Origin of the sequence: Lysobacter sp. OAE881 (assembly GCF_040546665.1) — a bacterium.
In the GTDB taxonomy this organism is placed as follows: domain Bacteria; phylum Pseudomonadota; class Gammaproteobacteria; order Xanthomonadales; family Xanthomonadaceae; genus Lysobacter_J; species Lysobacter_J soli.
On the sequence record NZ_JBEPOG010000001.1, the window covers coordinates 923,899 to 943,743 of the forward strand.

The following is a 19,845-nucleotide window of genomic DNA, read 5'->3' on the forward strand; positions in this document are numbered from 1 at the left end:
GGTCGTCGGCGCCTGCGGACAGGACGGTCCGGACGGTGGCCGATGCTAGAATCGGCGGCCGCCCATGTAGCGGAACTGGAAGGACGTAATGACTGAACGACATGCCGACGGCGGGGCCGGGAAGCCCGGTCTTGGTACCCTCGCGATCCACGCGGGGCAGGCGCCGGACCCGAGCACCGGCGCGGTGATGACGCCGATCTACGCGACCTCGACCTACGCCCAGAGCAGCCCGGGCGTGCACCAGGGTTTCGAATATTCGCGCAGCCACAATCCGACCCGCTTCGCGTACGAACGCTGTGTCGCCGCGCTCGAAGGCGGCACGCGAGGCTTCGCGTTCGCCTCGGGCCTGGCCGCGACCTCGACGATCCTGGAACTGCTCGACTCCGGCAGCCATGTCATCGCGATGGACGACGTCTACGGCGGCACCTACCGGCTGTTCGAGCGCGTGCGTCGCCGCTCCGCCGGCCTGGATTTCAGCTGGGTCGACCTGAGCGACGTGGCTGCCTTCGAGGCCGCGATCCGGCCCGAGACGAAGATGGTCTGGATCGAAACCCCGACCAACCCGCTGCTGAAGCTGGTGGACATCGCGCAGATCGCGGAGATCGCCCGCAAGCGCGGCCTGATCGTCGTGGTCGACAACACGTTCTGCTCGCCGATCCTGCAGCGCCCGCTCGAATTGGGCGCGCACATCGTCATGCATTCGGCGACGAAGTACCTCAACGGCCACTCCGACATCGTCGGCGGCATGGCGGTCGTCGGCGACGATGCCGAGATCGCCGACCGCATGGCGTTCTTGCAGAACGCCATCGGCGGCGTGCAAGGCCCGTTCGACAGCTTCCTGGCGCTGCGCGGCTTGAAGACCCTGCACCTGCGCATGAAGGCGCATTGCGATAACGCGCAGGCACTGGCTGAATGGCTGGAAACCCATCCGCAGGTCGAAAAGGTCATCTACCCGGGCCTGAAGTCGCATCCGCAACACGAGCTGGCGAAGCGCCAGATGCACGGTTTCGGCGGCATGGTCAGCATCTACGTCAAGGGCGGCGAAGCCGCGGCCCGCCGCATGATGGAGCGTTGCGAGCTGTTTGCTGTTGCCGAATCGCTCGGCGGCGTGGAAAGCCTGATCAACCATCCGGCGATCATGACGCACGCATCCGTGCCGGCCGATCGTCGTGCGGCGCTGGGGATCGCGGATAACCTCGTCCGGTTGAGCGTGGGTGTGGAAGATGTGGAAGACCTGCGCGAGGAGCTTGCGGCTACCCTTCGATGAAGACGATCGAACGACCCGTCGATGCGCGTCCTGCGCTCCATCCTGTCGCCCCATTTCAGAGCCTCACGCGGCACAGCCGGTTGATCTTCGAGTTGTGCAAGCGTGACATTTCCGGGCGCTACCGGGGGTCGATGGGCGGCGTCTTCTGGTCGTTCGTCATTCCACTGCTTATGCTTGCGATCTACTCGTTCGTGTTCGGATATATCTTCCGTTCGCGTTGGCAGGTCGCTGATCAGCCGGCGACCCACTTCACGATCGTATTGTTCGTCGGCCTGATCATCAGCAATTTCTTCTCGGAGTGCGCGAATCGGGCGCCTACCCTAGTCACGTCGAATCCCAATTACGTCAAGAAGGTCATTTTCCCGCTCGAGACGCTGACCTGGGTGGCCGTGGGCAGTGCTCTATTCCACGCGGCCATCTCAACCATCGCGCTGTTGGTTGCCATGTGGCTGACGTCCACTCCCCTTGCCTGGACCGCAGCGGGTTTCCCGCTCCTGATGCTGCTTTTCCTCCCGATGGTCGCCGGGATAACATGGCTGCTGTCCGCCGTGGGAGTTTACTTCCGGGACGCACAGCAGATCGTTGGCGTGGTGACCATGGCGCTGGTGTTCCTTTCGCCGATCTTCTACTCGCGTGAAGCATTGCCGGAGCAGTATCGGTGGATGCTCTCCATCAACCCACTGACGTTCGTCGTGGAGTCGGCGCGAGGGATGATTCTGTGGGCGCAGGTGCCCACGCTGCAGTCCATTCTAAGTTACGCCTCGGTCTCTTTGTCTGTCGCGTGGCTGGGATGGCTGGCATTCCAGACGACGCGGAAGGGATTCGCCGATGTCCTCTGAGTTCGAAAACGTCATCCAGGTCGAGGGCGTCAGCAAGCGTTATGAGATTTATGCGAAGCCTCACGATCGCCTCAAACAGATGGTGATGACGGGCGTACGCGGGCTGGTCGGGATGGATCACGCGAAGTACTTCAAGGAGTTCTGGGCTCTCCAGAACGTTTCCTTTCACGTCAGCAAAGGCGAATGTGTCGGATTGATCGGCCGGAATGGTTCAGGCAAGTCCACCATCCTGCAGATCATTGCGGGCACCGTCGCGCCGACCTCAGGCCATGCTCAGGTGCGCGGCCGGGTCGCCGCACTCCTTGAGCTGGGTTCGGGATTCAATCCCGAATTCACGGGCTTGGAAAACATCTATCTCAATGCTTCGTTGCTTGGCCTGAGCCGGGGTGAGGTTGATAACAAGCTGGACGACATTCTCGGCTTTGCGGATATCGGCGAGTTCGTCGAACAGCCGGTGAAAACCTACTCGAGCGGCATGGCGGTGCGCTTGGCGTTCGCAGTCCAGGCTCAGATCGATCCCGAGGTGCTTATCGTGGATGAGGCTCTGGCCGTGGGAGACGCCAGGTTTCAGGCCAAGTGTTTCGCGAGACTCAAGGCCCTGCGTGACCAAGGGACTTCGATCCTTCTGGTCACTCACTCGACGGAGCAGGTCGTCACCCACTGCGACCGAGCAATTCTGCTGGATCGAGGCACGAAGCTCGACGACGGCCCGCCTCGACCGGTCGTCAACAAGTATCTCGACCTGCTCTATGGCCGCTCGAAGCATTCGGGAAAAGACAGCGAGAACAAGGCTGCCGGCATCGCCGAGGCGCCCACTCGTGTCGACAAGCGCCTAATGGAGTGGGACCCGGGATTCGCTAGGCGCGAGGAATCACTCTTTGAGGCCCGCCCTGCGTACAACCCCTACGAGCATCGCTGGGGCGACGGGCGTGCACGATTCATTGACTTTGCAATCTTCAGCGGAACCACGTCCTTTCCGGCGTCCGTTGAGGTCGGGGGCGAAATCAGCCTTTATGTACGCTACCGGTACTGCGCCGACGTCGTCCGGCCCATCCTTGGCTTCACCCTCAAGACCAAGGAAGGCCTCACCGTGTATGGCACGAATACCGAGATTGCACCGCAACTCGACAACGTGCCCGACGGCGCGGCAGGACGCGAAGGGATCGCATGCTTCACAGTCCGGTTGAACTGCGCAGCTGGCGATTACTTCCTGTCGATTGGCATCGCGAGCCGGGAAGTGAGCGGCGATGTTGTTCCACATGATCGGCGCTATGACGCGATTCACGTCAACGTCTCCGCCGACCGGAATTTTTTTGGGATCACCGATCTACAGGCGAAGCTCGAAGTACTATGAATGAGCAATCCGGCAACCCCGCGTTAGGCTTTTACGTAAGGGACCACGAAACCGGCATTTGGCTCAGGCCAGGCCAAGAGCGTAGCTGGGCATATTCGGACGGCAACGCGGTCGAGTCGCGCCTGCTAGAACTTGTCAGTCAGGTGCGCGACCGCAGTGTGCTTTCCAGTGAACTGGCTCGCGCCATCGATGACTGGCCGACGCGCTACTACTTCAGCGCTCAACGTGCGAACCTGCTCCGTCCGTTCGCAGGATTGCTGAGTGGCAATGTCCTGGAGATCGGTGCCGGATGCGGCGCCATCACTCGTTACCTCGGCGAAGTGTCGAGCGAGGTCGTGGCGCTCGAGCCATCCATCCCGAGGTCCCGAGTCGCAGCGAAGCGCTGCGAGGACCTCGCTCACGTGAACGTGGTCGTTGACGACCTGGAGAGCTTCCAGACCGAGCAGCGCTTCGACGTGGTGACATTGATCGGCGTGCTTGAGTACGCCCACCGCTTCTCGGACCATCCTGACGCCGCGCGCATCTGGCTTGAGAAGGCGAGGTCCCTGCTGAAGCCTAGCGGCTGTCTGATTGTCGCGATCGAGAACAAGTTGGGCCTCAAATACATGGCGGGGGCTCCGGAGGACCATCTCGGTCGTCCGATGCTCGGCATTTCCGATCTGTACGAGGCGAATGGCCCGCGCACGTATGGACGGGAAGAGCTCGACCAATTGATTCGAAGTGCAGGCTACGCCGACGTCGGATTCGGCCTGCCGTTCCCTGACTACAAACTTCCCTCGTCTGTTCTCCTCGCAAAGGAGGACGGCGTGATGCCGCACTTTGACAAGGGGGCGGCGCTTGCCGCAGGTGCGGTTGATCCGCAACTTGGTCGCCCTCCCCTGTTTCCTGTGGACAGGGTATGGCGTGTTGTTGCAGAGAACGGCCTCATCAAAGACCTGGCGAACTCGTTCGTTGTCATCGCGCACAACGGCACGACAACAGATGTCTTCGGTGAGCAAAACCGCTTGGTGGAAGGCTTCCACTATTCAACCGAGCGCAGGAGCGTTTTCGCCAAGGAAGCGAAATTCGAAGTAGTCGGCGGAAAGGCGGTTGTCGCGCGTAGGATGCTTGGGCGTTCGGGGGGCGAGGGCCTTGGCTACAGCTGCCAGCCGGCCTCTGAGAACTACCTCGCGGGTAGGAAATGGGATGCCGAGCTCTACCGGATGATGTTGCGCGACGGCTGGCATCTGGATGCCGTTGTGGCATGGGCGAAAACATGGCTTGGCGAAGTAAGGACCTTCCTTGGGCTCGACGCTGCTGCGCGTCGGATTCCTGGCAATGGCTTGGACCTTCTGCCGCAAAACCTGGTCTGCCACGACGGCCTCTTCAGCTTCATCGATGTGGAATGGAGCTCCGACGAAGAGCTGAGCCTTGGTTACCTGCTCTTCCGTGCACTCCTTGTAACGTTGGGAGGGTGCCAAGGTGTGGCTCGTCCGCACGACGACCGTTATCTCGCGCATCACGAACTGATCCGCCATGTCGTCGAACGTCTGGATCCCCATGCGGATTTCGCGCAGGAGCTAGCGGGGTACGTCCACCTCGAACAGGCCTTCCAACGTGCCGCCACGGGGCGTTGCTCCACTGTGGCAATGGATGATTTCCTGCATGCGACATTGCCAATCTACGCCGCCTTGCAGGTTGAGGGCGCTTTTGGCGCGGCGCTCGATAGTGCTGTGTCGTTGCAACCGCAGTACATGGATCTCAAGGAACATTACGATCGCTTGAGCGTCGAGTTCGAGGAGCGCACGCAATGGGCGTTGAAGCTGGATGCCCAGCTTAGCGCCACGAGCGAACAACTCGGCGCGACGACTCAGCAGCTGATCCAGCAGCGCGACGAAAGCCAGAGGCTTCAGGGCAAGAACGACCAGCTCCGCCTTGAGCGTGATGAGCTCGCGGCAAAACTTGCGACTCATGAGGCTGAAATCCGACAGGCGCGTGCCCAAAAGAGCACTTACGACGCGCTCCGTGATCAGGTGCGAACACAACAAGTCTATGCAGCCGAACTGCGCGACCAGCTAGAGCGCGTCCTGCAGTCGAGTTCGTGGAGGGCGACCGCGGGTATTCGCAAGGCTGTCTCGGCGTTGCGGGGGCGCGAATACCACGAACTGCAGCCGCCGCAAGCACCGGGGCGTATCTCACCGGTCGAATCACCGTTCTCGATCTCGGACCTGTACTTCACGACCGAGATGAACCCGGACGTGTCGATTGTGGTGCCTACTTATGGGCAGCTTCAATACACTGCCAAATGCCTTCGCTCAATTCAGCTGGCAGGCGCGGCATGCACGTATGAAGTGATCATTCTGGAGGACGCTTCCGGGGAGGCAGGCATGGAGTACCTGGCCGATGTCCCAGGCCTGCGCTACCACTCGAACGAGAAGAACTTAGGATTTCTGCTTTCATGCAATCAGGCGCTCGACCTCGCGCGTGGCCGGTATATCTGCTTCCTGAACAATGACACCGAAGTCACCCCGGGCTGGCTGGATGCCCTGCTGAGTGTCTTTGCTTTGATTCCGGACGCCGGCGTGGTCGGATCAAAGCTCGTGTATGGGGATGGCCGGCTGCAGGAAGCGGGCGGAATTGTGTGGCGCGATGCGTCGGCATGGAATTACGGGCGACTTCAGGATCCTTCCGCATCAGAATTTAACTATGTCCGTCCTGTGGATTACTGCTCCGGTGCGAGCATCCTGGTGGACGCACCGTTGTTTCGTGCGCTGGGTGGCTTCGATCCCTACTTCGCGCCCGCGTACTGTGAAGACTCCGATCTCGCATTCCGAGTACGAGCCGCTGGGCGAGGTGTCTACTACACGCCGTTCTCCGAGGTCGTACATCATGAAGGCGTGTCGCATGGCACCGACACCGGAAGTGGCATCAAGGCCTACCAGACGATAAATCAGGAGAAGCTCCGGGGCCGCTGGCGCGATGAACTCGCGGGCCACTATGAGAACGGGAGTCATGTCATGCGCGCGCGCGATCGCGCGTTTGGGAAGCCGGTCGTGCTGGTGATTGATCACTACGTCCCCCAGCCGGATCGTGACGCTGGCTCACGCACGATGCTGGCTTTCATCGAGCGCCTCCTCGAGGCTGGATGCGTGGTCAAGTTCTGGCCGGACAACCTGCATTTCGATCCGAACTACACCCCAGCGCTGCAGAAGATGGGCGTTGAGGTCATTTACGGCAGCCGTTGGGATGGCAGGTTCCAGGAGTACCTTGAGCAGAACGGTAGAGAGTTCCAGGCCGTACTGCTGTCGCGCCCGCATGTTTCGGAGAAGTATCTAAAGGATATCCGCGAGTTCACCGGCGCGAGGGTTGTTTATTACGGGCACGATCTCCACTTCCGCCGGGCAGAGTTGGAGAGCAAGGTTCTCGGTGTAAGTGCCGATGCGACAGAACTGGAGCGGCAGGAGCGCGCAATCTGGCGTGAAGTGGATGTGGTGCTTTATCCGTCACAGGACGAAGCCCTGGACGTGAAGTCTCTGGAACACGAAGTGGACGTGCGCGCTGTACCCCCATATGCCTTCGGCCATGTCGTGCGAACTTCGCATCCGTCTGGCCGCCAAGGGCTGCTATTCGTCGCGGGGTTTGCGCATACGCCAAACGTCGATGCCGCGAAATGGCTGGTCTCCGAGGTGATGCCGCTGATATGGGCGCGCATTCCCGATATGACTCTTGCGTTGGTGGGCTCGAATCCTTCGCCCGAAGTGCGGGCGCTAGCGTCGGATCTTGTCGAGGTCACTGGGTACGTGGACGACGCGGAGCTTGAACGCCGGTACGCCAATGCTCGAGTGGGAATCGTTCCGTTGCGTTATGGCGCCGGCATCAAGAATAAAGTGGTCGAAGCGCTTCAGCAGGGCCTGCCACTCGTGACAACGAGCGTCGGAGCGCAAGGGCTGCCAGGCATCGGGGGAGTCTGCGACGTCGCTGACAGTGCGGAGGCGCTGGCTGCTTTCGTGCTTGACCTGCTTCAGGATGACGACCTCTGGCTTCGACGCGCGCATGATGGAGCAAACTTCGTGTCGAGCATGTTTTCCCCCTCCGCGATGTCACACGCGCTCCTTCATGCCTTGAATCTTGCAAACGGAGAAAGAGCATGATCGTTCGGGCGCGGGCGCCGTTGCGGCTCGGGTTGGCCGGGGGGGGGACCGATGTTTCCCCGTTCTGTGACCAGCATGGCGGCTACGTCATGAATGTCACGATCGACAAGTACGCATACGCAACGATTGATGCGTCAACGAGCGGTCTGGTCGAGTTCATCGCCCAAGACGCCAGCGCACGCGAGCAATTGCCGCCGGACGAGGTCGATCTTGGTCCGGGGCCTCTTCAGCTGATGAAGGGGGTGTATTGCCGCATCGTGCGCGACTATCTGGGGGGAAAGGCGCCAGCAATACGGGTGCGCGCCAACTCCGATGCACCGCCCGGATCCGGCCTGGGCTCGTCCTCGACGATGGTGGTGGCGCTTGTCACGGCATTCGCGGAGTACTTCCGGTTGGCAATGGGTGAGTACGAAATCGCCCATCTCGCTTACTCCATCGAACGCAACGACCTTGGCCTTTCAGGCGGTAAGCAGGATCAGTACGCGGCGGCATTTGGGGGCTTCAATTTCATGGAGTTCTACGGTAGCGATCGGGTGATTGTGAATCCGCTGCGTATCAAGGAATGGATCTGGAACGAACTTGAGTCGAGCCTAGTTCTCTATTTCACGGGCGTGTCACGGGCCTCGGCCAAGATCATCGACGAGCAGTCAAGAAATATCAGAGAAGGCCGCAGTGATTCGCTCGATGCAATGCACCGGCTCAAGCAGGAAGCCACGCAGATGAAGGAAGCGCTGCTGCGGGGCGACTTCTTTCGTCTTGCGACGGTCATGCAGTCGGGCTGGCACGCCAAAAAGCAGAGCGCGTCCAGTATCACTAATCCCATGATCGATACCATCGAATCGCTCGCTTCCGGTCACGGTGCCAGGGCAACGAAGGTTTCCGGTGCTGGCGGGGGGGGGTTCATGATGTTTCTCTGCGATCCTGCGGATCGGGTAGGCCTCGTCAGGGCGCTTGCTGGCGCGGGCGGTACGGTTTACGACACTCACTTCACGCACCAAGGAGCTAGCGCGTGGGAAGATCGGATGAACAATTACATCAAGGCTGAGTACGACAAAGCCTTGGCGAATTTCAATGCGATGGCCGCCGACGAAGGCCTGCGGAGTCGGATCGTCGATGCGGTTAAGCTCTGCGTCGCTGCGCTACGAGAGGGCGGCAAGATCATGTTCGCCGGTAACGGCGGGAGTGCAGCCGATGCCCAGCACTGGGCGGGTGAACTTGTTTCGCGCTTCTATTACGACCGACCGGGACTGCCGGCGATTGCCCTTACGACTGATACATCCATTCTGACGGCGATCGGCAACGATTACGGATATGACTACACTTTCGCACGTCAGGTCGAGGCTCTGGGCCGTTCGGGGGACGTGCTGGTCGCTATTTCCACTTCGGGTCGCTCGCGAAACATCCTGCGCGCTTTGGATGCTGCGGAAGAGCGAGGCGTGCGAGTCATCGGCTTCACGGGGCAGAGCGGTGGCGACATGGCCGCCCGATGCGACGTGTGCTTCCAGGTACCCTCCACCGAGACGCCCCGTATCCAAGAGGGACACGAGTTCATCGGGCACTTGCTTTGTGCGCTGATTGAATCCGAGGTCTTCCCGAAGTGAGCTCTGAAGTCATACTGCTGGTAGGCGGTATGGGTACGCGCTTGCGTTCGGTCGTTGCGGACGTTCCCAAGCCGCTTGCACCGATCGGTGCGCGGCCATTCCTGGCGTATCAACTCGACGCATTCGCCGCTGCCGGAATGCAGAGGGTAATTCTGGCCACCGGTTATCGCGCCGAGCAAATCCATTCGGCCATTGGCGTGCGCTGGGCCGGGATGGATGTCGTTTATTCGCATGAGGACGAACCGCTAGGGACGGGCGGCGCGATTCGCCGGGCAGCAGGGTTGGCGACCGGCAACGGCGTCCATCTCGCCAATGGCGACACGTTCCTCCGCTATTCGCCTGCAAGTCTCGAATCGGCGGTGCGTGAACGTGGAGCCCGCATGGGGATAGCACTCGCGCATGTGCCCGACGTTGGGCGGTACGGGGCCGTTGAGGTCCACGACGGTCGTGTTCGGGCCTTCTATGAAAAGGGCGGACATGGCGAAGGCCTGATCAACGCTGGAAGCTACTTCATCACGGCCGAGGGGTTGTCGAAGCTACCCACGGAGTCGTCGTACTCATTCGAAGAGCGCGTCCTTCTCCCTTGGACGATGGAAGGTCAGGTCGCCGCGTTTGCCGAAACGAGTGATTTTGTCGACATCGGCATACCTGAAGATTACGCGCGAGCATCTCAGTTCCTCACCCCATGCCCGTGACGCTCCCTTCCTGTGGCGTGTACGAAAGGCCGGAAGATGCCCACCGGCTGTTCGAGGGCTATGACCCACGGCGTGCGCTGTTCCTCGATCGCGACGGCGTCATCAACGCCGATCATGGTTATGTGCACCGGCCGGAGGACACGGAATGGATCCCGGGTGTCTTCAACCTCTGCCGCGTGGCGATCGATGTGGGCGCATTGATTATTGTGGTGACGAATCAGGCAGGTATTGCAAGGGGCTATTACAGCGAGCAACAGTTCCTGGACTACACCGGTTGGGTGCATGGCCAGTTTGCGTCACATGAAATCGTCCTTCAGGCAACCTGTTACTGTCCGCATCATCCGGACGCGCCGGATCCTGCGCTCCGGCTGTGCAGTTGTCGGAAGCCACTGCCGGGGATGATCCTTGAAGCGGCGCGGCGGTATCGCATCGATCTTGGAGCATCGGCACTACTCGGGGACAAGCCCTGGGACGTTCAGGCGGGGCAGGCTGCGGGCGTCGGGCTGAACCTACGCTTCGATCCGAATGCAATGGCAGAGCCCGGCGTAGTGCGGACTATGCAGGAAGCGGGACAGGTCCTTCACAGATTTTTTGAGTAACGCATGGAGCCGAACCATGTTCATGTTCCGCAAAAGGGTGGCGAGGCAAGACTCAGCGGCGTGTCCGCTTTGTGAGCACGACGCGGACGAGCATGTGATCGTTCAGGGCGTCAGCTATTTCGATTGTGAGACGTGCGACTTCATATTCGCCGACCCCGCGCTATTACGGAGGATTGACGACGGCGAATCGCTTCGGGTTTATGACGCCGACTACTGGCGAAATGAACTCACCTCAGCGCGGGAGCGCTCATATGGTTCGTCGCTCGCCCGTGCCGCCGAAGCGGTCCTCTACTGCCGCATACCGGTGCGGCGGTTCATCGACATAGGGACTGGGCCCGGTTACCTGCTCGATGCGTTGTCAGCCTATCTCCCTTCCCATCGCGATTGCTTCTATGGGGTCGAGAGATTCCCTCCCAACGAGGCCGACTGCACCACGCATGCCAACTTCCTGCGCTCAGATCTGGGGCAACTCGGAATGCAATTCGAGTGTGGCGTCTGCATCGAGGTCATTGAGCACCTCACTCCACGTATGGCAGGCGCTCTGGCCTCGGCGCTAGCCGCCTCCTCTGTTCCAGGCTCATTGTTCCTGTTCAACACCGGATTGACCGAGTACGTCCGTAAGGAGGACCCGGGCTATCTCGACCCTTACGGCCGTGGACACATCACTTCCTGGTCGGTCTCGTCGGCGCGCAAGATATTCGAAAGGGAAGGGTTCGTCGTGCATGCTATTTCCGGCAAAACTTGGGCTTTCGTTGTCGAACGCCCTGGTCCCTCTTCGGCAACAGATGATGTGCGCAATCGGATATGGAGTGCACCGGTCGAAAACCGTAGATTCCTTTCCGATCCGGGCATGGGCGAAGTGATGTACATACTTGGCCGGGAGAGCGCGCGCGCCTACTGACCCCGGCGCCCGATCTCGGTCAGGCGTGCGATCCGTCTGACAATTGGAAGCGATGCGACGGCTCGGTTTATCCAGGCCGGAGTTCTATGCAGGTGGCTGATAGAATCGCAGGGTTCCCGGCACCAGTCAGACGCGATCCAGGGCCGGCGCGAGCAGGCGCGGCAGCGTGCGTTGAGGCGTCCCATTACTCAGGCACGCGTTCGTGTTTAGCGTGGGCTATCAGTTGGATGAATCGAGGGTTCCATTTGTGAAGTTCATGACCCAAAGGCTGCTGCCCATGGCATTCCCTTTGACGGTGCTGCTGTGCTTCGCGGCGCTGCACCAGGTGTTCGTATGGCGTTCGCATCCAGATGCTGTCTACATGGACACCTTACGCTTGGTCGCCCAATTGAAGGATTGGCACGAAGGGACGATGTCCCTGTTCGATTTCTGGTCGCAGGGGTCATCGCATCGCGGCTTAATCAACCAAACCTTTCTGTTTCTGAACGTCGAGCTCTTCTCACTAGACGTGATGCTCGCCAATCGGCTTACGGGCGTTGCCCTCTTCGCAGTCGCCTCGATCATCGTCTTTGCGTTCTGGAGCGCCACGTCAAAGCCGGCCACTACTCCGCTCAGGTTCGCTGTGCGCTGCTTGGTCAGCGTGCTCGTGGCGGCACTTTGCTTCAGCTGGGCCGGCGTGGAACTGTTGACGCTGGATCTCGGCCTTCCCCTCTGGGTGAAGAACCTCTTCTTCGTCGCGTATTTCCTGTGGCATGCAACGTTCCTCGCGGAACAGGGCAAGGATGGCTGGAACGCGGCGACAGGTCTGTCGCTGCTCGGCATGTTCATCATCCTGCTCGTCGGCATGGGATGGTCGTACGCGTTCGTAGGCGCGGTGCTCGGCGTCCACGCGCTGCTGTTCGTGTCGAGCACGGTCCGACGCGGCGGAAAGCTGCCGGGCGGCAAGCTCATCCCCGCGACGGCTCTACTCGTGGCCCTGGCCATCTACGTCGCGGCCGGAAGGACCGCGGACGACGGCGCAGCATCCAACCTGCTTGGATCACTTCCGCGTACGCTCGATCTCTCCGTGTACGCCTTGGGCTCGCCGTGGATCGGCGTCGAAGCCACCAATGCCCGGCAGTTGCCGTTGTCCACCGCATATGTGGCCGGATTGCTCGGCCTGCTTGCCGCGGCGTGGGTCGTCTGGCGCAAATTTCGCCGCGGCCTGCTGACCGGATCCCTGTTTCCCTTGTATCTGATCGGCTATGGCCTGCTGACAGCACTCTCCGTCGCAGCAGCGCGAGGTAGCGACGGCCCGGCCGGAGTCATCGCTTCGCGTTATTACATGGACATCGTGCTGTTCAGTGTCGGCACGCTCTGGGCCTGGGGCGAGGAAATCGTCAATGCAGACACTCCGCCGAAGATCAATCTGACGGCTTTTGCATGCTTCGTTGGTGCGCTCGGTCTTGGTCAGGCCGTCGCATACCGCACGGAGTGGAACATCACGCCGTACCGCGCCGCGATCTTTCCGATGATGAACGAGGCCATTGCCAAGGGCGTTCCCGACGAGGAAGCCGCCGACCTTCTGCAGGCTCCTCTCGCGCACGCAAGGGCGGGAGCGCAGGTCCTACGCGAACAGCATCTGGCGAATTTCGTCGGGGTGGCGGACGAGGCTTGCAGCAGCAAAGCGATCGGCTACGACAAGGGCTGGTACGAGAAGGAGCCGGGTGGGGTCTGGATGACGGGCGAAGCACGAATCAGCGTGCCGGCCTGCTCCTGCAGTTTGACCAGCCAAGTCTACCTTCCGCCCGACTTCAAGCCCCGCGTGATCTCAGTGCAGGACGCGACATCGAACGCGCGCATCAAGGACGTCACGCTGACGCCGGGGGCGATGACTGAAATCCAGTTGCCGTCCGGCGACACGCGACGATCCTTCATCGTGAGATCGTCTTTCGTGACCATTCCGGGCGAGAACGGAAGCGGCGACATGCGGCAGTTGGCTGCATTCTGGGGTGGCGCAGCGTATGTCTGCCACTGAGATGTCGCCTCGTCCTGCAACGCGCGATGTAACTCATGTCTGACAAGCCCGGCAACGTGCAAGATCTTTTTGCCGGGCGCGCGCCCGGCCCGCTGCAGGCACTGATCCGGGACCAGCGGGTCTTGTTCCTGCTCGTGGGTGGCGCGAACACCGCCTTCAGCACCGCGCTCTACATCGCACTGGTGCTGTTGCTGGGCCCCCGCGCGCCGGCTGTGGTGAGCCTGGTGATCGCGTGGTTCGTGTCACTGGTGCTGGTGTTCTTCGTCTATCGCAGATTGGTTTTCCGCGTGACTGGTAATCTGCTGCTCGACCTGGCGCGCTTCGCATCGGTGAACTTCCTGTCCCTCTTGCTGAACTCGATCGCGCTGGTCGTGCTGACCGAGTACGCGAATCTGCCGCCGATTCCGTGCCAGATCCTCATCACCGTGGTCGTGGTGGTCTTCAACTACTTCGGCCACAAGCACTTTTCCTTCCGCAGATGACGACATCAACCACCAGCACTGGATCGACCGCCAAGCCACCCCGTGTGTCCGTGGTTGTGCCCGCCTACAACAACGCCGAGTTCATCGCGGCCACGCTCGAGTCCATCCTTGCGCAGGACTACGACGACTTCGAAGTCGTCGTGGCCGACCATTCGTCGACCGACGAAACGGCACAGGTGATTGCCCGCTTTGCGCATGACTCCCGCCTGCGGATACTGGCACCCACTCCGCGCGGTGGCGGCGCGAAGGCGAACTGGACGCGTGTGACTGCGAATGCGCGAGGCGACCTCGTGAAGCTGGTATGCGGCGACGACCTGATCGAGCCGACCGCACTGTCCGAGCAGGTCGCCGCGTTCGATGCGAATCCGGACGCCGTGCTGGTGGCGTGCAAGCGCAGGCTGATCGATGCCAACGGCGAAGTCGTTCTGGAGTCGCGCGGCCTGCAGGGGATCAATGGTGTCCTCCCGGGGCGCCGTGCCGTTCGCGCCACCGTGCTGGCAGGCACCAATATCTTCGGCGAACCCGCGTGCGTGCTGATGAAGCGCGACGTCCTCGAGCAGGTTGGCGGCTGGGACAGCGAGTTTCCGTACCTCATCGATCAGATGAGCTACTCGAAGGTCATGCTGCAGGGAAGCATGGTCGCGTTAGACCGGACGCTGGCGAGCTTTCGCATCAGTGCGACGCAGTGGAGCGTGCGCCTGGTGCGGGAGCAGGCAAGCCAGGCCGCTGGCTACCACCGCGCCTTGCAAGCGCGTAATCCCGGCTTGCTGAGCGCCACCGATGTCATGATCGGCAACGCCAGGGCGCACGCGACTGCGTATCTGCGCCGCCTGGCCTACATCTGGTTGCGGCGGCGCATGTAACTGACTGGCTTGGTCGCGCTTAGCGCTCTATCGAACCGCGCTCTTCTAGGTTGACGGTCTTTCCGATCACGTACTGCGGGCGACGATTGATGTTCAGCAGGATGCGCCCGGTGTACTCGCCGATGGCGCCAAGGGCAAGCAATTGGAGTCCGCCGAAGAAAAGCAGGGTGATGATCAGCGAGGGCCAGCCGACCGCCATATCTGGCGTACGGAGCTTCTGGTAGAGAACGACGCCGGCAAGCAGGAACGCGAGTGCCGAGGCGATGACGCCGGCAAACGAGACCATGCGGAGCGGTGCAATCGAAAAGCTGGTGGCCATCTGCAGCCACAGCGAAATCGACTTTCGCAAGCTGTAGCCAGATCGCCCGTCGCTACGCGCGTGGTGCTTGGCCACGATCGTTTCTATGTTATTCGTGCTCTGGAGGAGCAACCCGTCCAGGTAAACAAACGGGCCCTCGTAGCGGAGCGCTTCTCTAGCGACGTCCCGCACCATTCCGCGAAACGGGGAAAGGTATAGCCCCTTGGGCTTGCGCAGCAGGCGTCTGGCGACGAAGTCGTTGAACCAGCTACCGAAGCGCTTCCACAGCGCATGCTGCCTGGACTCAAATTGCACGTAACAAAGGTCGGTTCCGTTTTTAAGGACGCCGAGAACACGCGGAACGTCCGACGGCGCATGCTGCAGATCGTCATCCATCGTGACGATGAACTTCCCCCTAGAAACATGCAGGCCAGCCATGATTGCGTTGTGCTGTCCCGCGTTCTTGCGCAGTTCGACTCCGCGCAGCCATGGGCGCGACGCCGAAAGCGACTCGATCACGCTCCATGCATTATCCGGCCCGCAGTCATGCACGAGGACTACTTCATAGCGTCCCGCTCCGACGTGGCAGTCGAGCGTGCTGTCTAGCTGTTCGATCAACGCTGGGATGATCGAAGCGCTGCCGTATACCGGAATTACGACCGATAGTTCGAGGGCGGCGTCAGTCTGCGAGGCCATAGTATTTCCTTATCACTTTTCGCGCGTAGTCAGCGCCGAGATCAATACCGATTTCATTGGCCACCGCTAGGGCTCTCACCGAATCGATGGCCAAGGGCGTTCCCCTGTCGATCAGGGAAAAATTGGCCTTTACGCCTAGAACCTCTTCGAACATCGAGACAAGCTCCGGCATACGGATCGAGTGACGCGAAGCGATCGATAACGACTCCCCCTCATGTCGCTCAATCAGGACTTCCGCGATGCGAACGATGTCCTCGACATCCATGAGATTGCGCTCGGCATTGCGCCAGATGCTGAAGTGCTTGCCCGTGAGCAGGCAGTCGCGAATGAAGCTTCCAAGCGTGTTGGGATTCCCGCTTCGGCCGACCACCTGAGGAAGGCGCAGCACGAGCCCGTGCCCCGATTCCAAGACCGTCTTCTCCATCTCGCGTTTGTGCAACAGGTACGGAGAAAGCTCCTCATCGATATTGCAGACGGCGCAACTTCCGAAGTAGACGAGCTTGGCATCCGTGTCGGCCAATGCACCCCGGAGTAGATTCCGCTCGCGCTCGAATGCCTCAGGACGGGATTCAAGCGAGTTGGATACACCCGAGGCAAAAATGACGACATGGCTGTCGTCTTGATAACGCGGAGCGAAGTTCCTCGCCAACAAGCCCGATCCGATGATCACTGAAATTCAGTCCTTTGATGGCTGCAAAAGATGAGGCAAGCGGATGTAACGACGATATCCGCCAGCATCCGGAAGGCATGTGGTGTTCGTGCCGCCACAAGGTGTCAGAGCTGTGCGCTCAGCTCCGGCAACAGCGTAAACAGATCCCCCACCAGACCGATGTCCGCGATCTCGAAGATCGGCGCGTCGCCGTCCTTGTTGATAGCCACGATCGTGCCGGCGTCCTTGATGCCGGTCAGATGCTGGATCGCGCCGGAGATGCCGACGGCGACGTAGAGCTCGGGGGCGATGATCTTGCCGGTCTGGCCGACCTGCAGTTCGTTGGGCACGTAACCCGCGTCGACCGCGGCGCGCGAGGCGCCCACTGCGGCGCCGAGCTTGTCGGCCAGCGCGTAGATCACCTTGAAGTTCTCCGCCGAACCGACGCCGCGGCCACCGGAGACCACGCGCTTGGCGCTCTGCAGGTCCGGGCGATCCGACTTGCCGGCCGCAAGGCCGACGAAGCGGGTGTGCGAGGGCAGGGCGGCCTCGACGGAGACCGACTCGACCGCCGCGCTGCCACCCTTGGCGGCCTCGGCCCACGACGCAGTGCGCACGGTGGCGACGACGGTCTGACCGGACGGTGCTTCAACGGTGATGATTGCGTTGCCGGCGTAGATCGGGCGCTTGAAGGTGTGGCTGCCTTCCACCGCCATCACGTCCGACACCTGCGACACGCCCAGCAGCGCGGCGACGCACGGCATCAGGTCCTTGCCGAAGGTGGTGCTCGGGCCGAAGACGTGGCTGTAACCGGCGGCGAGCTTGGCCACCTGCGGCGCCAGCACCTGCGCGATCGCGTTTGCGTTGGCGTCGTTGGCAACCGTCAGGACCTTGCCGACGCCGGCGATCTGCGCCGCCTCGGCTGCGATGGTGGCCGGATCGGCAGCCAGTACGACGATGTCGATGGTGTCGGGCTTCAGCGCCTGCGCGGCGGAAACGCACTTGGCGGTGGAGGCGTTGAGCTTGCCGTCCAGGTGTTCGGCGACGATGAGTACCTTGCTCATTACAGCAGCCCCTTCTGCTTGAGTGCGGCGACCAGTTCGGCCGCGTCCTTCACCATCACGCCCTTGCTGCGCTTGCCCGGCGCGGCGTAGTGCGTGGTCTTCAGGCCTTCGCCGGCGTCGACGCCGAGATCGGCGAAGGGCACGGTTTCCAGCGGCTTGCTCTTGGCCTTCATGATGTCCGGCAGCTTGATGAAGCGCGGCTCGTTCAGGCGCAGGTCGGTGGTGACCACCGCCGGCAGGTCGACTTCGAGCGTCTCCAGGCCGGCGTCCACTTCGCGCGTCACCGTGGCCTTGCCATCGGCGACCTCGAGCTTCGAGGCGAACGTGGCCTGCGGGCGGCCCCACAGCGTGGCGAGCATCTGGCCGGTCTGATTGGCGTCGTCGTCGATGGCCTGCTTGCCCAGGATCACCAGGTCAGGCTGCTCCTTCTCGATCAACTTGAGCAGCGTGCGGGCGGCGGTCAGCGGCTGGATCGGCTGGTCGGACACGACGTGGATCGCGCGGTTGGCGCCCATGGCCAGGCCGTTGCGCAGGTGGGCCTGGGCGTCGGCCGGGGCGATCGTGGCGACCACGACCTCGGTCGCGATGCCCTTGTCGCGCAGGCGCAGGGCCTCTTCCAGGGCGATTTCGTCGAACGGGTTGGCCGACAGCTTGACGCCGTCGGTGACCACGCCGGAGCCGTCCGGCTTGACCTGGATGCGGACGTTGTAGTCCACCACGCGCTTGTAGCCGACGAGGATCTTCATCGTGCGGGGATTCCTATGGTTGCGCGGCCGGAAGCAGGCCGAGAACCGCCGATTCTAGCCGAGGAGGCGCTCCCTACGCAGGCGGATGGTCTCGAACCAGGGGCCCTCGCGGACGGTGCGGGGGCCGCAATTCGTTCATCTGGAGATACCGGTCGAGGGGGCAGTTCGGCCGGGCACCCCGATCCGTTACCCTTCAGCGCGCTCGTTCCCCCAAAGGCGGAGTCCCAATGCTTCATCCGGTCATTCTCAGCGGCGGCAGCGGCACGCGCCTGTGGCCCCTGTCGCGGCAGAACCAGCCCAAGCAGTTCCTGGCGCTGGTGGGCGACCACTCGCTGTACCAGGAGACCGTGCTGCGGGCGAGCAAGCTGCCCGGCGCGCAGCCGCCGATCACCGTGTGTGCCGACGACCACCGCTTCATGGTCGGCGAGCAGCTGCAGGCCGTGGGCATCGCCAGCGGCGGGATCCTGCTCGAGCCGGCGGCGCGCAGCACTGCGCCGGCCATCGCGATCGCCGCGCTGCATGCGCTCGCACGCGACGCCGACGCCACGCTGCTGGTGATGCCGGCCGACCACCTGATCGAGGACGAGGCCGCCTTCCGCGCCGCGGTCGAGGCCGCAACGGGGCTCGCCCACGGTGGCTGGCTGGTCACCTTCGGCATCCGGCCCGATTATGCCGAAACCGGCTACGGCTACATCCTGCGCGGCGATGCGCTGGGGGAGGGCGGGTTCCGTGTCGAGCGCTTCGTCGAGAAGCCCGACAAGGCCACCGCCGAGCGCTACGTCGCCGAAGGCACCTACGCATGGAACTCGGGCATGTTCCTGTTCGGCGCGCAGCGTTATCTCGATGAGCTGGCGCGTCACGCGCCGGCCATCCTCGATGCCGCGCGTGCGGCGATGGCGGCTGCGAAGGCCGACCTCGATTTCACCCGCGTCGATCGCGACGCCTTCGCCGCGAGCCCCAGCGATTCGATCGACTACGCCGTGATGGAAAAGACCGACCGCGCGGCCGTGGTTCCGGTGAGTTGCGGCTGGAGCGACATCGGTTCGTGGTCGTCGCTGTGGTCGGTCGCGCAGCGGGACGGCGAGGGCAATCGCTACGAAGGCGACGTGATCGCGGTCGACACGCGCGACAGCCTCGTGCGCGCATCGGAACGCCGCATGATCGCGACGATCGGCGTGGAGGATCTGGTCATCGTCGACACGCCCGACGCCACATTGGTCGCGCGCAAGGACCGCGTGCAGGACGTGAAGGCGGTCGTCGACAAGCTGAAGTCGGCGGGGCGGCAGGAGCACCTGTTCCACCGCAAGGTCTACCGCCCGTGGGGCAGTTACGACTCCATCGGCGTGGGCGAACGTTTCCAGGTCAAGCGCATCGTCGTGAAGCCCGGCGCCGCCCTGAGCCTGCAGAAGCATTCGCATCGCGCCGAGCACTGGGTCGTGGTGTCCGGCGTCGCGGAGGTCACCTGCGACGACCGCGTGTTCGACCTGCACGAGAACGAAAGCACCTACATCCCGCTGGGCAGCGTGCATCGACTGCGCAACCGCGGCACCGAGCCGGTGGAGCTGATCGAAGTGCAGTCGGGCAGTTATCTGGGCGAAGACGACATCGTCCGGCTCGAGGACGTGTACGGGCGCTCCTGATCGA

The 19,845-nt window shown here is 62.1% G+C and carries 16 protein-coding genes; 12 read left to right on the forward strand and 4 right to left on the reverse strand.

Going from position 1 to position 19,845, the window contains the following annotated elements; genetic code table 11:
- Positions 1 to 88: 88 nt before the first annotated feature.
- From ABIE51_RS04295 to ABIE51_RS04345, 11 genes are all read left to right on the forward strand, one after another.
- Positions 89 to 1,267, forward strand: coding sequence for a cystathionine gamma-synthase (locus ABIE51_RS04295; RefSeq protein WP_192632354.1), 1,179 nt, complete (start codon positions 89 to 91; stop codon positions 1,265 to 1,267).
- Positions 1,264 to 2,106 carry an ABC transporter permease gene (locus tag ABIE51_RS04300; protein WP_192632355.1) on the forward strand — a complete coding sequence of 281 codons (843 nt, stop codon included), beginning with the start codon at positions 1,264 to 1,266 and terminating at the stop codon, positions 2,104 to 2,106. Before ABIE51_RS04295 ends, ABIE51_RS04300 begins: the two co-directional genes overlap by 4 nt.
- Positions 2,096 to 3,460: an ABC transporter ATP-binding protein gene (locus ABIE51_RS04305; RefSeq protein ID WP_192632356.1), complete on the forward strand. Its 1,365-nt coding sequence runs from the start codon at positions 2,096 to 2,098 to the stop codon at positions 3,458 to 3,460. The genes ABIE51_RS04300 and ABIE51_RS04305 overlap by 11 nt, the downstream gene beginning before the upstream one ends.
- The gene (locus tag ABIE51_RS04310) at positions 3,457 to 7,590 is read left to right on the forward strand and encodes a glycosyltransferase (protein ID WP_192632357.1); all 4,134 of its coding nucleotides are present in this window, start codon (positions 3,457 to 3,459) and stop codon (positions 7,588 to 7,590) included. Before ABIE51_RS04305 ends, ABIE51_RS04310 begins: the two co-directional genes overlap by 4 nt.
- Positions 7,587 to 9,191, forward strand: coding sequence for an SIS domain-containing protein (locus ABIE51_RS04315; protein WP_354503519.1), 1,605 nt, complete (start codon positions 7,587 to 7,589; stop codon positions 9,189 to 9,191). The genes ABIE51_RS04310 and ABIE51_RS04315 overlap by 4 nt, the downstream gene beginning before the upstream one ends.
- The gene (locus tag ABIE51_RS04320; protein WP_192632360.1) at positions 9,188 to 9,886 is read left to right on the forward strand and encodes a sugar phosphate nucleotidyltransferase; all 699 of its coding nucleotides are present in this window, start codon (positions 9,188 to 9,190) and stop codon (positions 9,884 to 9,886) included. The genes ABIE51_RS04315 and ABIE51_RS04320 overlap by 4 nt, the downstream gene beginning before the upstream one ends.
- Positions 9,877 to 10,485, forward strand: a complete 609-nt coding sequence (locus tag ABIE51_RS04325) for a D-glycero-alpha-D-manno-heptose-1,7-bisphosphate 7-phosphatase (protein WP_192632361.1) — start codon at positions 9,877 to 9,879, stop codon at positions 10,483 to 10,485. The genes ABIE51_RS04320 and ABIE51_RS04325 overlap by 10 nt, the downstream gene beginning before the upstream one ends.
- A 16-nt stretch (positions 10,486 to 10,501) precedes the next feature.
- On the forward strand, positions 10,502 to 11,386 hold the full coding sequence (locus tag ABIE51_RS04330) for a methyltransferase domain-containing protein (RefSeq protein WP_192632362.1): 885 nt from the start codon (positions 10,502 to 10,504) through the stop codon (positions 11,384 to 11,386).
- Positions 11,387 to 11,633: 247 nt separating this feature from the next.
- Positions 11,634 to 13,403, forward strand: coding sequence for a hypothetical protein (locus tag ABIE51_RS04335; protein WP_192632363.1), 1,770 nt, complete (start codon positions 11,634 to 11,636; stop codon positions 13,401 to 13,403).
- 35 nt (positions 13,404 to 13,438) lie between these two features.
- Positions 13,439 to 13,885 carry a GtrA family protein gene (locus ABIE51_RS04340; protein WP_192632364.1) on the forward strand — a complete coding sequence of 149 codons (447 nt, stop codon included), beginning with the start codon at positions 13,439 to 13,441 and terminating at the stop codon, positions 13,883 to 13,885.
- On the forward strand, positions 13,882 to 14,748 hold the full coding sequence (locus ABIE51_RS04345; protein WP_192632365.1) for a glycosyltransferase family 2 protein: 867 nt from the start codon (positions 13,882 to 13,884) through the stop codon (positions 14,746 to 14,748). Before ABIE51_RS04340 ends, ABIE51_RS04345 begins: the two co-directional genes overlap by 4 nt.
- Positions 14,749 to 14,767: 19 nt before the next feature.
- Here ABIE51_RS04345 and ABIE51_RS04350 read toward each other — a convergent pair whose 3' ends face one another.
- The 4 genes from ABIE51_RS04350 to ABIE51_RS04365 all read right to left on the reverse strand — a co-directional run bounded on the left by ABIE51_RS04350 (position 14,768) and on the right by ABIE51_RS04365 (position 18,201).
- Positions 14,768 to 15,742 carry a glycosyltransferase family 2 protein gene (locus tag ABIE51_RS04350; protein ID WP_192632366.1) on the reverse strand — a complete coding sequence of 325 codons (975 nt, stop codon included), beginning with the start codon at positions 15,740 to 15,742 and terminating at the stop codon, positions 14,768 to 14,770.
- A complete protein-coding gene (locus ABIE51_RS04355; protein WP_192632367.1) occupies positions 15,726 to 16,412 on the reverse strand; it encodes an NAD-dependent epimerase/dehydratase family protein in 687 nt (228 codons plus the stop codon). The genes ABIE51_RS04350 and ABIE51_RS04355 overlap by 17 nt, the downstream gene beginning before the upstream one ends.
- A 104-nt stretch (positions 16,413 to 16,516) precedes the next feature.
- On the reverse strand, positions 16,517 to 17,455 hold the full coding sequence (locus ABIE51_RS04360; protein ID WP_192632368.1) for an electron transfer flavoprotein subunit alpha/FixB family protein: 939 nt from the start codon (positions 17,453 to 17,455) through the stop codon (positions 16,517 to 16,519).
- Positions 17,455 to 18,201: an electron transfer flavoprotein subunit beta/FixA family protein gene (locus tag ABIE51_RS04365; RefSeq protein WP_157029351.1), complete on the reverse strand. Its 747-nt coding sequence runs from the start codon at positions 18,199 to 18,201 to the stop codon at positions 17,455 to 17,457. The genes ABIE51_RS04360 and ABIE51_RS04365 overlap by 1 nt, the downstream gene beginning before the upstream one ends.
- A 227-nt stretch (positions 18,202 to 18,428) precedes the next feature.
- Between ABIE51_RS04365 and ABIE51_RS04370 the strand changes: the two genes are divergently transcribed.
- Positions 18,429 to 19,841, forward strand: a complete 1,413-nt coding sequence (locus ABIE51_RS04370; protein ID WP_192632369.1) for a mannose-1-phosphate guanylyltransferase/mannose-6-phosphate isomerase — start codon at positions 18,429 to 18,431, stop codon at positions 19,839 to 19,841.
- Positions 19,842 to 19,845 lie beyond the last annotated feature (4 nt).

What these genes read in the sequence shown, in the direction of transcription:
- ABIE51_RS04295 (WP_192632354.1), top strand. Translation starts at nt 89, where the DNA reads ATGACTGAACGACATGCCGACGGCGGGGCCGGGAAGCCCGGTCTTGGT.
- ABIE51_RS04300 (WP_192632355.1), top strand. Translation starts at nt 1,264, where the DNA reads ATGAAGACGATCGAACGACCCGTCGATGCGCGTCCTGCGCTCCATCCT.
- ABIE51_RS04305 (WP_192632356.1), top strand. Translation starts at nt 2,096, where the DNA reads ATGTCCTCTGAGTTCGAAAACGTCATCCAGGTCGAGGGCGTCAGCAAG.
- ABIE51_RS04310 (WP_192632357.1), top strand. Translation starts at nt 3,457, where the DNA reads ATGAATGAGCAATCCGGCAACCCCGCGTTAGGCTTTTACGTAAGGGAC.
- ABIE51_RS04315 (WP_354503519.1), top strand. Translation starts at nt 7,587, where the DNA reads ATGATCGTTCGGGCGCGGGCGCCGTTGCGGCTCGGGTTGGCCGGGGGG.
- ABIE51_RS04325 (WP_192632361.1), top strand. Translation starts at nt 9,877, where the DNA reads ATGCCCGTGACGCTCCCTTCCTGTGGCGTGTACGAAAGGCCGGAAGAT.
- ABIE51_RS04330 (WP_192632362.1), top strand. Translation starts at nt 10,502, where the DNA reads ATGTTCATGTTCCGCAAAAGGGTGGCGAGGCAAGACTCAGCGGCGTGT.
- ABIE51_RS04340 (WP_192632364.1), top strand. Translation starts at nt 13,439, where the DNA reads ATGTCTGACAAGCCCGGCAACGTGCAAGATCTTTTTGCCGGGCGCGCG.
- ABIE51_RS04345 (WP_192632365.1), top strand. Translation starts at nt 13,882, where the DNA reads ATGACGACATCAACCACCAGCACTGGATCGACCGCCAAGCCACCCCGT.
- ABIE51_RS04350 (WP_192632366.1), bottom strand. Translation starts at nt 15,742, where the DNA reads ATGGCCTCGCAGACTGACGCCGCCCTCGAACTATCGGTCGTAATTCCG.
- ABIE51_RS04360 (WP_192632368.1), bottom strand. Translation starts at nt 17,455, where the DNA reads ATGAGCAAGGTACTCATCGTCGCCGAACACCTGGACGGCAAGCTCAAC.
- ABIE51_RS04365 (WP_157029351.1), bottom strand. Translation starts at nt 18,201, where the DNA reads ATGAAGATCCTCGTCGGCTACAAGCGCGTGGTGGACTACAACGTCCGC.
- ABIE51_RS04370 (WP_192632369.1), top strand. Translation starts at nt 18,429, where the DNA reads ATGCTTCATCCGGTCATTCTCAGCGGCGGCAGCGGCACGCGCCTGTGG.